This window comes from Mammaliicoccus sp. B-M6 (assembly GCF_022386965.1).
Taxonomy (GTDB): domain Bacteria; phylum Bacillota; class Bacilli; order Staphylococcales; family Staphylococcaceae; genus Mammaliicoccus; species Mammaliicoccus sciuri_A.
The window spans coordinates 1-12,358 of the sequence record NZ_JAJNHJ010000048.1; the positions used below are offsets into that span (position 1 = coordinate 1).

The window sequence follows — 12,358 nt, forward strand, 5'->3', positions numbered from 1 at the left end:
CAAAATTAAAAGGCTTATCTCCCAAAAATTACAGGAGACAAACCTTTGAAATAATATACTAATTAAGGTTTAGATTTTTGGGTTCAGTACACTCTTGGCTTTATTCAACACTTAAGCCATGACTTGGTCCATCTCTTGGCTTTATTCAACACTTATGCCATAACTTGGGCAATCTCTTGGCTTTATTCTGCACTTGAGCCATGACTCAGAAGGTCTATTCACTTAACTAAGCCTTCACAACGCACACCTCGAATACTCTCATAACTCAAATCCTCACAACAAAAATCCCACCAACAAATGCAAAGTTTGTTGGTGGGGTCTATTATTTATGATTTAAATGTGTTTCTTAATTGCTGCTGTTCGTCTTTGAGTTGTAATAATTTTGTTTTTAAGTCTTGTTCTAAGCTTTGCAATTCTTGTTCTGCTTGCTGACGTTTACGTGTGCCGTCTTCTTGTATGCGTAATGTTTCTTGAATTGTATCTACTATATTAGTTTGAGTCGTCTTCAATGTTTCGATATCAACGATGCCTCGTTCATTTTCTTCAGCTGTTCTAATCGCATTCTGTTTCAACATTTCAGAGTTCTTCAATAATAATTCATTTGTTGTATCTGTTACTTTTTTCTGAGCTTCTGAAGCGCCTTGCTGTCTTAAAAGTGTTAACGCGATTGCCATTTGGTTCTTCCATAATGGGATACTCGTTAAAATTGAACTTTGAATTTTTTCTGCTAGAGTTTGGTTAATATTTTGTATCATTCTAATTTGTGGGGCAGATTGTAATGTAATTTGTCTAGAAAGTTGTAAGTCATAAATTCTTTTTTCTAGTCTGTTAATATATTGTTGTAAATCTGCCAGTTCTTGTACATCCATTTGGTTATTAGATGCTTTAACTTTTTGTTCTAAATCAACAAGATTATGTTGTTTCAACTCGTCGCGTTTCTTTTCTGCTGCGGCGATATAAATATTTAATGCATCAAAGTAAGCTTTATTTTCTTCATATAATTGATCTAATAAACCAACATCTTTCATCAGCATATTTTGTGATTTCTGCAATTCTACAGATATACGATCGACTTGTGCACCAACAGATTGATATTTACTAAACATTTCATTTACAGAACGTTCAGCTCTTCTAAAAATACGTTTCAATCTAGATTGATTTTGTTTTTGTAATTCATCTGGATTGACTTCTTTTAATTTATTCATTAAGTTTCTTAATGAATTACCAATAGGGCCTACATCTTTAGATTGTACTTGTGTCAGCATTTGATGTGAGAACTGTGATAATTTATTTTGAGCTTGTTGACCATAGAGTAGAAGACCATCATTATCTAATGGTTTAATCTGCTTAGCAATTTCATCAATTCTTCGTTGATCTTCATCAGAGAATGTCTTTTCGTAAGTTGATGTGACATCAGAAGGGGTTTGCTGTTCTGTAATTTCTGAAGTTTGTGGTGTTAACGCTTCTGATGAATCTTTAAATGGGTCATCAATAAGGTCGTCAAATAAGTTCTTATTCGTTTCAGTCATTGTTACGCTCCATTTCATATTCATATTTTTTATGAGTTTTTGTTAAATTTACTTTTTCTTTCGTTGATTCTGGAATGCCTTTTCTATAGCTATTTCTTTGTTTAGCAATATCAGCAAGTTCCATTTCAATATCTAATTGATGATAACTCGATTCATTTAACTCTTTTAAATCGGCAACGAGTGTTCGTTTGATTTCATCAATCGTGAGCTTTGTTTGTTTAAGTTTAGCTTTTTCTTCTTTAGATTTATTTGGCATACGTTGTAAAATTGTGTAATTATCAATTAAATTCACAGTATTGTCTAAGTGAGAGTAGAAGAAGCTTTCTACTTTATAAAATTTCTCAGGTGACTGTTTAACCGTGTTATAAATTGTACGTGCCAATTTAGCGACTTCGTTTAAGTTCTTGAATTCTTTATACGATCTAATACGCATATAGTTTTTATAAAGTCTTTTCAATTTAGGCTGCGCTTCGTTTAATTGTTTTCTAATAAAATGGAATTCTCGACGCGTTAAACCCATTTCTTTTAAATACCGTCGTGAACTATACCATTGTATGGGTAAAAAGCTAATAACGTAAGTGCCTGCAAATACAGCCATATCTATAAGAAAATTTAAATCTAATTGAAAAACACTAAATAAAAAAGCAATAAATGATATAGGCACTGCTAATAATGCACCTAATACATATGATAAATTATATTTCATTGTCATCTTCCTAATTTATAACGTTTTGAAATGCTTTGTTTTTTCGTCTAAAGTGGTATCTTCGATTGTATAATTTTCTACAACTGAAGCTGGCGCTACTCCCTGGATAACACCATTAATAAATTGTTCTAATTGATCTTCGTCACCACTTGCGTATATTTCTACATAATCGCTGACATTTTCAACGGTACCAACTATTTTATGTTTCTTAGCGAGTTGAGCAGTGAAAAATCTAAACCCAACACCTTGTACACGTCCAAAAACTTTAATATGTTTTCCGTTCATATTTATCACCTCATATCTTTATTATAAAGGGTTCAGTGTAAAAAAACTAATAATTAGAAACAAATCCACAAGCTATTTTCTTGATTTAATATTCAATAAGATTTAAATTAACTCTAGGGCAATTTTCTAAATAGGGGAGATTTTAAGATGTATAAAATCGTAACAATCCGAACAGATTATGAGGGATGGTGGCTGTTTGACGATTGGAAAGACTATATCATTAAAGAAATTGAATGTCAGGACTATGATGAAATGGTCAGCCAATATCAGAATTTACTTAATCAGTATCAAACGAAGTTTACGAATGAACTTGTAGGTAAACATAATATACATGCTTTCTATAATAATTGTGATCTTTCGTATTGCGAAGACTGCGAAGAAGATATGCAAATATTTTATAGTATTCTTATATTAAATGACAATTCAATTTATACGCCATTACCAAAATAATAAATTCTGAAAATATCTTAAATGGTATTGCATTTGAATATTCTGTGACGTATAATAAGAAATAGCAATATCGTTATTCCATATTGCAAATAACATTATTAATTAATTGTGTTTTTTGTAATATGCGAATATCGCATATTGAATTTTAGTCTTGGAGGTTTCACAATTATGAAACAAGGTACAGTTAAATGGTTTAACGCAGAAAAAGGATTTGGCTTCATCGAAATTGAAGGAGAAAATGACGTATTCGTACATTTCTCAGCAATTAACCAAGAAGGTTACAAATCTTTAGAAGAAGGTCAAGCAGTAGAATTCGAAGTAGTTGAAGGCGACCGTGGCCCACAAGCTGCAAACGTTGTAAAACTATAATATATATGAATTTGAACGACTAAAAAGAAACCCTAACATTGTTAGGGTTTCTTTTTGCGTTATCATATTGTTATTATTTAATAATAAATTTTAAGATTTCAGCTTATTATTTTACGTCGTTCATAATCAATTGTTTTAATGTTTGTCTTTTAATAACTTCTCTCGCTTTTCCATCTTTAACAAATAGAACTGAAGGTTTAAGCATTTGATTATAATTTGAACTCATAGAGTAGTGGTAAGCACCTGTAGATAATAAAGCAATATAATCACCGATTTTCGTAGATTTAGGAAGTTTCATATCTCTACCGATTAAGTCACCTGATTCACATAACTTACCAGCGATTGTGACTTCATGTGTATCTACATCATTTCTATTCACTAACAACGCTTCATATTGTGCATCATAAAGTGCCGTTCTAATATGATCACTCATACCGCCATCAATCGATACATACGTATTAACATTAGGAATCTCTTTGATTGTTCCTACTTGATACAACGTAACACCCGCTTCACCAACAATTGAACGTCCTGGCTCTATAGAAATCTCTGGAATAACCATATCATATTTTTGACTATTTTCTTTAATGGCATCTGTAATCAATTTAATACCATCTTCAATAGGGTAACTTTTATCCGCTTCAGTATATTTAATGCTAAAACCGCCACCTAAATTTAATATATCAATCTCAATATCATGTTCTTTTAACCATTCAAATACAATTTGGATGGTGTTGATTGTACCATCAGCTTCAAAAATTTGTGATCCAATATGGAAGTGAATACCTTTATAGTCTATTTTATCTGATGCTTGTAAAGCACGAACACCTTCAAGTGCCGTACCGTGTTTAATAGACAAGCCAAATTTACTATCTTCTTGACCAGTTTGTATAAATTCATGTGTATGTGCTTCAACGCCAGGATTAACTCTTAATACAGCTTTAATAGGCTTAGAAGCTAATCGATTAATACGTGTAATTTCATCTAATGAATCAATGACGAAATATTCAACGCCACTTTCAATCGCATATTCAATTTCTTCATTCGTCTTATTGTTACCATGAAAATGAATTTTACTTGGGTCAAATCCACTTGCTAAAGCTGTATATAATTCACCTTCAGATACGACATCTAGACCCATTTCTTCTTCTGCCATCAATTTAAACAATTGAATACTACTAAATGCTTTAGAAGCATAAGAGATATTATATGATAAGCCACTTTCTTTAAATGCTTCATGGAATCTTCTACATTGTGTTCTAATTTGTTCCTCATCATATACGATAGTAGGGGTACCAAAACTTGCAGCTATCGTTTGTAATGATACATTGCCCATTGTAAGAACACCTTGGTCATTATATTTAACTGTCATTATCTAATCTCCTTTATTAATGAATGATGGTTTAATGCACTGATTTGCTCAGAATTTGCACCAACACCTTTAAATGTAAATTCATCAATCCTTATATCGTTACTATACATAACGACTTCATCACCACTTTGGATTGTATCATCTACTTCAACGAACATGTGACTCATCATCAACCCTCTAATTGGATAGCGTTGTTGATTAATAAGTGCATCATGTTTCGCTCTTGTCTTAAGTATACCGTCTCCATAGCCAATATCAACTACAGCAATGTTACAATCTTTATCAGCTGTATATTGGAAACTGTATCCACAAGTTTCTCCTTTTTTAATAGGGCGAACTTGGATTACATTAGCTGTGACAGTAAAGTTCTGATCTGTAAGTGTAGTAGGGAGGGTACTATAAGGTCTTGACCCATAAAGTATAATACCAAGACGCGCATGCGTATGTTGATTGAACAATCCGTCTTCTCTTACATAACTTGCACTATTTTGTGCGTGAATAAATTTGAAGGCATAACCTTGGTCTAATATAAATGATAAGCAATCAATCCAAGCTTGTCTTTCTGTTTCATATTCATCGCCACCAAATTCATCTGCATATCCGAAATGTGTCCAAATACCTTCGATAATCGCTTGCTCTGCAATAGGTAAGTTTTCATTATGTTTGAGCACTTGCAACATTTCATCTTGATCTTTCAAACCAGAACGGTGCAGTAGATTTTCAAGTTCTAAATGTAATTTAACGCCTGCTAAATCTTCTACATGTTCATGATAGAACGTCAATGAAGGTAACGTCATCGCGATGTTATGTGCCTTTAATGTTTCAAATTCGATAGATGGATTCATCAAAAAGATATTCACTTGTTTATCTATTTCACGAATTCTTACCGCTTCATGAAGTGATGTCGTACTGAATGTTTGAATACCTGCCTGAATAAAGGATTTTACTGCGAATTCTAGTCCAAAATGATAAGCATCGTTTTTCACGACAGCCATAACTTTGTTATCTTTAATAACATTTTTAGCATTTTTTATAAAATTTTGTTCATCAATCGTAATACGTGCTACCATTATTTGTCCGCTCCTTGATTTAATAGTGCTGTATAGTAATCAGCGACACTGATCAATACTTCTTCATCGAAATTGAGTCTATTTGTATGTAGACCATAAATATAATCTTTTTCAAGATTACGCGTTCCAAAAAAGACAAAATAACTTGGTGCTAATTGACGATAGAAACTAAAGTCTTCGCCAAATAAATAAGGCTTTTCAAGTTCAAGTAATGTTAAGTCGAGGCTCGTTAAAGCTTTTTTAACGCCATCATATAATTGTGCATCATTGGTAGTAGGTGGATATCCTTCAGCAAAATCAACTGTACATGTAACACCAAATAACAATTCAACACTTTCAGCGATTTTTTGCATTTGATTTTTAACAATTTCAAGATCATTCGTATCATATGTACGAATCGTACCTTCTAAGTATCCATTCTCTGGAACGGTATTTATGGCTTCACCAACATTGAATTGTCCAACATGTACAATATTGCGATTTAAACCATTTAAATGAAATTGCTGAATTTGTGTAACTTGAGATAGTACATGCATCATCGCTTCTGATGCTGCTTTACCATCTTCTTTGCTGGCAACATGACTTGAGCTTCCTTTTAAATAAAATCGATATTCTGTTGCACTAGCTGTAATTTCATCGTTTTTAAAAGCTACTGTGCCAACATCTTCAAATGGCATAATGTGTACGCCATAAATTTTCTCTATATTATATTTATCAAACACGTTTGATTGGATTAATTGATTTGCACCCGCTTCAGTTTCTTCGGAAGGTTGGAATATAAATACGACATTATGTGGCAATTCACCTTTATCGTATAAAGCTTTACAACGTTGTGTAAAAAGCATTAACGCTGTCGTATGACCATCATGACCACATGCATGCATAACTTGATCAACCGTACTTTTATAAGGTACATCGTTTACTTCTTGAATAGGTAAGGCATCGATATCCGCTCGATACGCAATTGTATGATTCGAATTGCCTTCTAAATAACCAATGACACCCGTTTGAATAGGGCGTTCGTAAGGAATATTTAATTGTTTTAAGAAGTCTTCAATATACGCAGTTGTCTCATATTCTTGCATACTTAACTCTGGGTGTTGATGTAAGTATCTTCTTGTATTTTTCACAAATTCTAATTCAGACATTTAACTCAGTCCTTTGTATTATGTATAGAAAGAGGGAGCGGGATAGAAATTTCATTTAAGGAAAATGATATCGCAGTCCCGCCCCGACTAAAATGATATTATTGATTTAAATTACGTAATGCAGATACAATTTCTTTTTTACCATCTTGAACATCTGCTGATTGTTTAATAACTTTAGCAGGTGTACCAGCTACTACTGCGCCAGCCGGAACATCTTTAGTTACGATAGCGCCAGCTGCAACGATTGCACCTTTGCCGACTCTAACGCCTTCAAGGATAACAGCATTTGCACCGATTAATACGTCATCTTCAATCACAACAGGTGATGCACTTGGTGGTTCGATAACACCCGCTAATACTGATCCAGCACCAACGTGTACATTTTTACCAGTTGTTGCACGTCCACCTAAAGTAGCGTTCATATCTACCATTGTACCTTCACCAACAACAGCACCGATATTGATTGTAGCACCCATCATCACAACAGCACCGTCTTCAATAACTGCATGTTCTCTAATGAAAGCACCTGGTTCGATTCTTGCATTTGTATTTGTTAAGTCTTTTAATGGAATTGCTGAATTGCGACGATCATGTTCAATTTCTACATCTGTAATAGCTGACTGATTTGCTTCATAAAAGCTCTTCCAATCTTTAGCATCACAGAAAATTGTTTTAGATGTTTCAGAACCAAATACTTTAAATGACTCTGGGAATTCAACATTTTCAAATGTGCCGTTTACATAAACCTTTAAAGGCGTTACTTTCTCTGCCTCACTAATATATTGTATAATTTCTTCTGCCGTAAAATCTTTAACCATGTTAAATTCTCTCCTCATTTAAATTATTGTATGTGTAATATCCGTTTTCTTTATTGACTAGAACATCTGCTACATTAATTGCGCCATTAGCGAAGATATCTTTAGACTGCGCACGATGTGTAATTTCAATCGTTTCGTCATGGCCAGCAAATAATACTTGATGTTCTCCAACAATTGTACCACCACGTTGTGAACTAATGCCAATTTCTGCAGGTTCACGTTTAGTAGATGATTCATGTCTGTCATAAACTGGTACAGATTGTGCTCTTTTTTCTTTAATCGCATCATATAATTGAACGAGTGTACCACTTGGTGCATCGACTTTCTTATTATGATGCTTTTCTAACATTTCAATATCAAAGTCTTCTAATAATGGTACTGCATATTGAATAATTTCTTTGAGTATATGCACGCCATAGCTCATATTTGCGCTGAAAAATACAGGCATGTTCTGAGATTTTTCTTTTAACTTTTCTATGATTTGTTCTTTTTCACCAGTTGTTGCGATAACTAAAGGTAATGTAAAGTCTTCTTCTAATAATGGCAATAATAATTCAGGATTTGAAAAGTCTATCGCCACATCCGCTTCTGGTGCTTCTGAAATAGATTCAAAAGCAGGGTAGGGATATAATTTCGTTGAATCCTTCACGACAACACCAACAATTTCGTTATCTCTTTCTTCTGCTAATCTTGCGACGCGTTCATTCATTGCGCCATATCCGATTAATAATATCTTCATTGTTTTACACCATCTTTAAACTTAGTAAATGCTTCACTTAAAACGTTTCTTTCTTGTTCTTCCAATGTAACAAGCGGTAATCTTACTTCATAACGACCGAAACCTAATTCAGACGTTAATAACTTAATCGGCACTGGATTAACATCTACACTTAAGTGATCAAGTAATTCGGTAATATCACGATGTAAAGTGTTTGCTTGTTCTAATTGATCATTAACGACATAATCATATAATTGTTGTGTTTCTTGTGGTATAGCATTTGCTACAACTGAAATTAATCCCGCTCCACCTAATTGATAGTAATCCAACATATTGTCATCATTACCACTATATAATGCAAAGTCACTTGGTAATTGTTGTTTTAAAGTTTTTGCATATTCTAAATCACCAGTCGCATCTTTTAAAGCTACGATGTATGGATTTTCACTTAGTTTAAGCACCGTTTCAATATCTATCGTCATATTTGTTCTTGATGGGACATTATAAAGTACAACAGGTAATGCAACTTCATCCGCAATTTTTGTAAAATGCGCGATTAATCCACGTTGACTCGTCTTGTTGTAATAAGGTGTGATTAACATAATTGCATCAGCACCTAATTCTTTAGCTTTTATGGAAGCATCGATAGAAGCTTGCGTATTGTTTGTACCTGTACCTGCTATAACTGGAACACGACCATTTACTTTTTTAATCCCACATTCTAATAATGTATTTCTTTCTTCTGTTGTAAGGGTAGGATTTTCTGCTGTTGTTCCGTTAATAATAATACTTTTAACACCATTTTCTATTAAAAAATCTATATGATTTTCAAAGGCTTCGTAGTCTACATCCTCATTTGTGAATGGTGTCGTAAGGGCAACGCCCACACCGTTAAAAATATGTGACATACTGAACACTCCTCGTTATTTTTTATTTAATTCTAATACTTGTTCTAGCACTTGAACGGCATTTAAACTTGCACCTTTTAATAAATTATCTGAAGTACACCAGATGTGGAATGTATTGTCTAAAGAATCATCTTTACGAATTCTTCCAACGAATACTTCATCTTTACCAGTAGAATGAATCGCTAATGGATATTCATTATTTTCTACGTTATCTACTAAGACAACACGGTCATCTTCATTAAATAAGTTACGAATATCTTCAACAGTCGCTTCTTTATCTAAAGTTACGTTTATATGCACACTGTGGCTATCTTGGACAGGTACACGTACACAAGTTGCTGTTACATTTAAAGAAGGTTGATCTAAGATTTTTCTAGTTTCATCGATCATTTTTTGTTCTTCTTTTGTATAACCATCTTCTAAAAATACATCTATATGTGGTAACACATTATTATAAATTGGGTGAGGGTAGTTCTTTGGTGCTTCTCCTTTTTCACCATTAGCTAAATCTTCACGACCAGCTAAACCAGATCCTGATACAGCTTGATATGTTGTATAAGCAACACGTTTCAATCCAAATTGATCTAATAAAGGTTTTAAAGGTACAACTGATTGAATTGTTGAACAGTTAGGGTTTGCAATAATTTTACGATTTAATTTAGGTACATTCACTTCTGGAACGATTAAATCAATATCTTCATGCATACGCCATTGACTTGAATTATCGATTACAATTGCACCATGTTTTTCAAATAGTGGGGCGAATTTCTCGCTTGTACCGCCACCAGCACTCATAATAACGTAATCGAAATTGCCATCTGTTTTCTCTTCTGTCAATGCTTCAACAGTATAAGTTTTCCCTTGGAATTCGATTTGTTTACCTGCTGATCTAGGTGATGAAAATAATACTAGTTCATCAAATGGTACATTTTTTCGATCTAATACTTCTAATACTTTTTCTCCTACTAAACCTGTTGCGCCTACAACTGCTAATTTTGTCATTTTGTTCACTCCATCATTCATTATATATTAAATGCTTCACTTAAAGTTCGAACGGCAGTTTCTCCTAATTCACGATCAACAACATAAGAAATACTAATCTCAGAAGTTGTTGTTTGATAGAAGTTGATGTCATGACTAATTAAAGTACGGAATGCTTTAGAAGCTATTCCTGACATATCTCTCATGCCAGTTCCGATCACTGAAAGTTTAGCGTAGTTATCTCTCATTTTGTAACGTAAGTGAGGGTATTCCTCAGTAAGTTGTTCAATGATTTGTTCGATTTGATATACGTCTGAATCTTTAATCGTAAACGAAAGCTGTAATCCTTGTTGATTTTCAATTTGAGATATCATATCAACATTCATTGATTGTTCTTCTAATGAATCAAATAATTTCTGTAATAATGCAAAATTTTGCATCGGATAAGTTAAAGTAACATGAATCATATGTGTATCTAGTGCGACTCCTGTAACTGCTTTTTTCTCTAATATCTCTGTTTGTGGCATAATCCATGTTCCTTTCACGTTTGATAATGTTCTACCAAGATATAATGGTATGTTATAATTTTTTGCAATTTCGACACTTCTAGATTCTAATACGCCAGCACCTAAAGCACTCATTTCCATCATTTCTTCATATGAAACTTCATTGAGTAACTTTGCTTCTTTATAAATTCTAGGGTCTGTTCCATATACACCGTCAACATCTGTATATATTTCACAAGATGTATCTATACTTGCTGCAATGGCTACTGCAGTTGTATCAGAACCGCCGCGTCCTAAAGTTGTAATTTCTAGATGATCATTTACACCTTGAAATCCTGCAACGACAAGAATGTCATTTGTTTCAAAAGCTTCTTCAAAACGTAGTGCATCAATTTCAGCAATTTTACTTTTCAAATGATGACCAACTGTCTTGATACCAGCTTGATATCCTGTCATTGCTTTCGTTTGAACACCAATATCATTCAATACCATTGATAAGTATGAAATGGTTTGTTGTTCACCCGTTGTTAAAAGCATCGCTAAATGCTCATCTTTAGGTTGCGTCGTAAGTGAGCTAATATTTTCAAGTAAAGAATCTGTCGTCTTACCCATAGCACTTACAACCACTACTAATTGTTCTCCATTATCAACACGTGATTTCAACATATGTGCGATATTTTTAATTTTGTCAAAATCACCAACGGACGTACCGCCAAATTTTAAAACACTCTGACTCAAAATAATTCCTCCTATAAATCGGAGACGAACGCTGTAATATAAATAAAAAAACAAGTTCGGCATTCGAACTTGTTTTAATTTATATATACAAGTGATGCACTCCATTATTCTTAAGATAATGACAGACAACTAGCTCTTAACCTAAATGTCCAACACCATATTTCTGCAAAAATATAATGTTTCGGCATCGCACCCTTTCACTCCTTTAAGATTGCAGTCCAATAGGGGGAGTTACTAATGATTGATGCGCCTCATCAAAAACATATTCAATTGGTATGCATTCATTATACATACAAAGAATATTGATGTAAAGAGAGAAAACTGATAATTTCAAAAAGTTCTTACTATTTAGACGATAAGCCCTAGAAATCAATATTCATTCATATTCATTTTAGATGAGTGTGGAGGAGATGGAGGGAGTTTTAGGAATGTGCGGGAGGTTGGTAAGAAAAGTGTAGTGTATTTATAAAAAATGGAGATGAATTTATCTTGTTTGGTTAGTCTTGATAAATAGAGGGGCTGTATTTATCTTGTTTGCTCTGTCTTGCAACATTGAACGCCTGAACATTGCTAGTCGGCCCTCACTTGCAACATTGAACACCAAAAACAACTCATCATCACCTCATTTTCCCCAAAATAAAAAAACTGAGACATGTCCTCATGTCTCAGTTCAGACTGTGGACAAACTGAACTTAAATTTATAAGTTCAGTTTGTTTTTTTGTATAGATTAATAATTTCCACTAAAATCATGATTAAACT

Annotated in this window: 13 protein-coding genes and 1 riboswitch; of the genes, 2 read left to right on the forward strand and 11 right to left on the reverse strand. The window is 33.4% G+C overall.

Annotated elements, in window-relative coordinates; all coding sequences use genetic code 11:
- Positions 1-326 precede the first annotated feature (326 nt).
- Genes LQ693_RS12520 through LQ693_RS12530 form a run of 3 tightly spaced genes read right to left on the reverse strand, consistent with a single transcriptional unit; the run spans position 327 to position 2,520 of the window.
- A complete protein-coding gene (locus LQ693_RS12520) occupies positions 327-1,529 on the reverse strand; it encodes a toxic anion resistance protein (protein ID WP_025906027.1) in 1,203 nt (400 codons plus the stop codon).
- Positions 1,522-2,235 (reverse strand): 5-bromo-4-chloroindolyl phosphate hydrolysis family protein, encoded by a 714-nt coding sequence (locus tag LQ693_RS12525; protein ID WP_107565492.1) that lies wholly within the window; start codon positions 2,233-2,235, stop codon positions 1,522-1,524. Before LQ693_RS12525 ends, LQ693_RS12520 begins: the two co-directional genes overlap by 8 nt.
- Positions 2,236-2,250: 15 nt before the next feature.
- Positions 2,251-2,520 (reverse strand): acylphosphatase, encoded by a 270-nt coding sequence (locus LQ693_RS12530; protein ID WP_025906029.1) that lies wholly within the window; start codon positions 2,518-2,520, stop codon positions 2,251-2,253.
- Between the two features lie 147 nt (positions 2,521-2,667).
- Between LQ693_RS12530 and LQ693_RS12535 the strand changes: the two genes are divergently transcribed.
- A complete protein-coding gene (locus LQ693_RS12535; protein WP_025906030.1) occupies positions 2,668-2,970 on the forward strand; it encodes a DUF1033 family protein in 303 nt (100 codons plus the stop codon).
- Positions 2,971-3,138: 168 nt separating this feature from the next.
- Positions 3,139-3,339 (forward strand): cold shock protein CspA, encoded by a 201-nt coding sequence (cspA, locus tag LQ693_RS12540; RefSeq protein WP_016912585.1) that lies wholly within the window; start codon positions 3,139-3,141, stop codon positions 3,337-3,339.
- Between the two features lie 106 nt (positions 3,340-3,445).
- Here cspA and lysA read toward each other — a convergent pair whose 3' ends face one another.
- From lysA to LQ693_RS12580, 8 genes are all read right to left on the reverse strand, one after another.
- Positions 3,446-4,711 carry a diaminopimelate decarboxylase gene (gene lysA / locus LQ693_RS12545; protein ID WP_239703236.1) on the reverse strand — a complete coding sequence of 422 codons (1,266 nt, stop codon included), beginning with the start codon at positions 4,709-4,711 and terminating at the stop codon, positions 3,446-3,448.
- Positions 4,711-5,781 carry an alanine racemase gene (gene alr, locus LQ693_RS12550; protein ID WP_107565494.1) on the reverse strand — a complete coding sequence of 357 codons (1,071 nt, stop codon included), beginning with the start codon at positions 5,779-5,781 and terminating at the stop codon, positions 4,711-4,713. Before alr ends, lysA begins: the two co-directional genes overlap by 1 nt.
- A complete protein-coding gene (locus LQ693_RS12555) occupies positions 5,781-6,929 on the reverse strand; it encodes a M20 metallopeptidase family protein (protein WP_107565495.1) in 1,149 nt (382 codons plus the stop codon). The genes alr and LQ693_RS12555 overlap by 1 nt, the downstream gene beginning before the upstream one ends.
- A gap of 98 nt (positions 6,930-7,027) precedes the next feature.
- A complete protein-coding gene (dapD, locus tag LQ693_RS12560) occupies positions 7,028-7,747 on the reverse strand; it encodes a 2,3,4,5-tetrahydropyridine-2,6-dicarboxylate N-acetyltransferase (protein ID WP_107590728.1) in 720 nt (239 codons plus the stop codon).
- Position 7,748: 1 nt separating this feature from the next.
- Entirely contained in the window at positions 7,749-8,486 is a 738-nt protein-coding gene (gene dapB / locus LQ693_RS12565; RefSeq protein WP_107596907.1) for a 4-hydroxy-tetrahydrodipicolinate reductase, read from the reverse strand.
- On the reverse strand, positions 8,483-9,373 hold the full coding sequence (gene dapA, locus LQ693_RS12570; RefSeq protein WP_119494864.1) for a 4-hydroxy-tetrahydrodipicolinate synthase: 891 nt from the start codon (positions 9,371-9,373) through the stop codon (positions 8,483-8,485). The genes dapB and dapA overlap by 4 nt, the downstream gene beginning before the upstream one ends.
- A 15-nt stretch (positions 9,374-9,388) precedes the next feature.
- The gene (locus LQ693_RS12575; RefSeq protein WP_025906037.1) at positions 9,389-10,375 is read right to left on the reverse strand and encodes an aspartate-semialdehyde dehydrogenase; all 987 of its coding nucleotides are present in this window, start codon (positions 10,373-10,375) and stop codon (positions 9,389-9,391) included.
- Positions 10,376-10,395: 20 nt separating this feature from the next.
- Positions 10,396-11,598: an aspartate kinase gene (locus tag LQ693_RS12580; RefSeq protein ID WP_025906038.1), complete on the reverse strand. Its 1,203-nt coding sequence runs from the start codon at positions 11,596-11,598 to the stop codon at positions 10,396-10,398.
- An 86-nt stretch (positions 11,599-11,684) separates the two neighbouring features.
- Positions 11,685-11,861, reverse strand: a riboswitch (Lysine riboswitch).
- Positions 11,862-12,358: the final 497 nt, after the last annotated feature.

Excerpts from the sequence above, each read along its gene's own strand:
- dapD (WP_107590728.1), bottom strand. The coding sequence starts at position 7,747 with ATGGTTAAAGATTTTACGGCAGAAGAAATTATACAATATATTAGTGAG.
- dapB (WP_107596907.1), bottom strand. The coding sequence starts at position 8,486 with ATGAAGATATTATTAATCGGATATGGCGCAATGAATGAACGCGTCGCA.
- LQ693_RS12555 (WP_107565495.1), bottom strand. The coding sequence starts at position 6,929 with ATGTCTGAATTAGAATTTGTGAAAAATACAAGAAGATACTTACATCAA.
- cspA (WP_016912585.1), top strand. The coding sequence starts at position 3,139 with ATGAAACAAGGTACAGTTAAATGGTTTAACGCAGAAAAAGGATTTGGC.
- LQ693_RS12535 (WP_025906030.1), top strand. The coding sequence starts at position 2,668 with ATGTATAAAATCGTAACAATCCGAACAGATTATGAGGGATGGTGGCTG.
- LQ693_RS12575 (WP_025906037.1), bottom strand. The coding sequence starts at position 10,375 with ATGACAAAATTAGCAGTTGTAGGCGCAACAGGTTTAGTAGGAGAAAAA.
- alr (WP_107565494.1), bottom strand. The coding sequence starts at position 5,781 with ATGGTAGCACGTATTACGATTGATGAACAAAATTTTATAAAAAATGCT.
- LQ693_RS12520 (WP_025906027.1), bottom strand. The coding sequence starts at position 1,529 with ATGACTGAAACGAATAAGAACTTATTTGACGACCTTATTGATGACCCA.
- LQ693_RS12530 (WP_025906029.1), bottom strand. The coding sequence starts at position 2,520 with ATGAACGGAAAACATATTAAAGTTTTTGGACGTGTACAAGGTGTTGGG.
- LQ693_RS12525 (WP_107565492.1), bottom strand. The coding sequence starts at position 2,235 with ATGAAATATAATTTATCATATGTATTAGGTGCATTATTAGCAGTGCCT.
- dapA (WP_119494864.1), bottom strand. The coding sequence starts at position 9,373 with ATGTCACATATTTTTAACGGTGTGGGCGTTGCCCTTACGACACCATTC.
- lysA (WP_239703236.1), bottom strand. The coding sequence starts at position 4,711 with ATGACAGTTAAATATAATGACCAAGGTGTTCTTACAATGGGCAATGTA.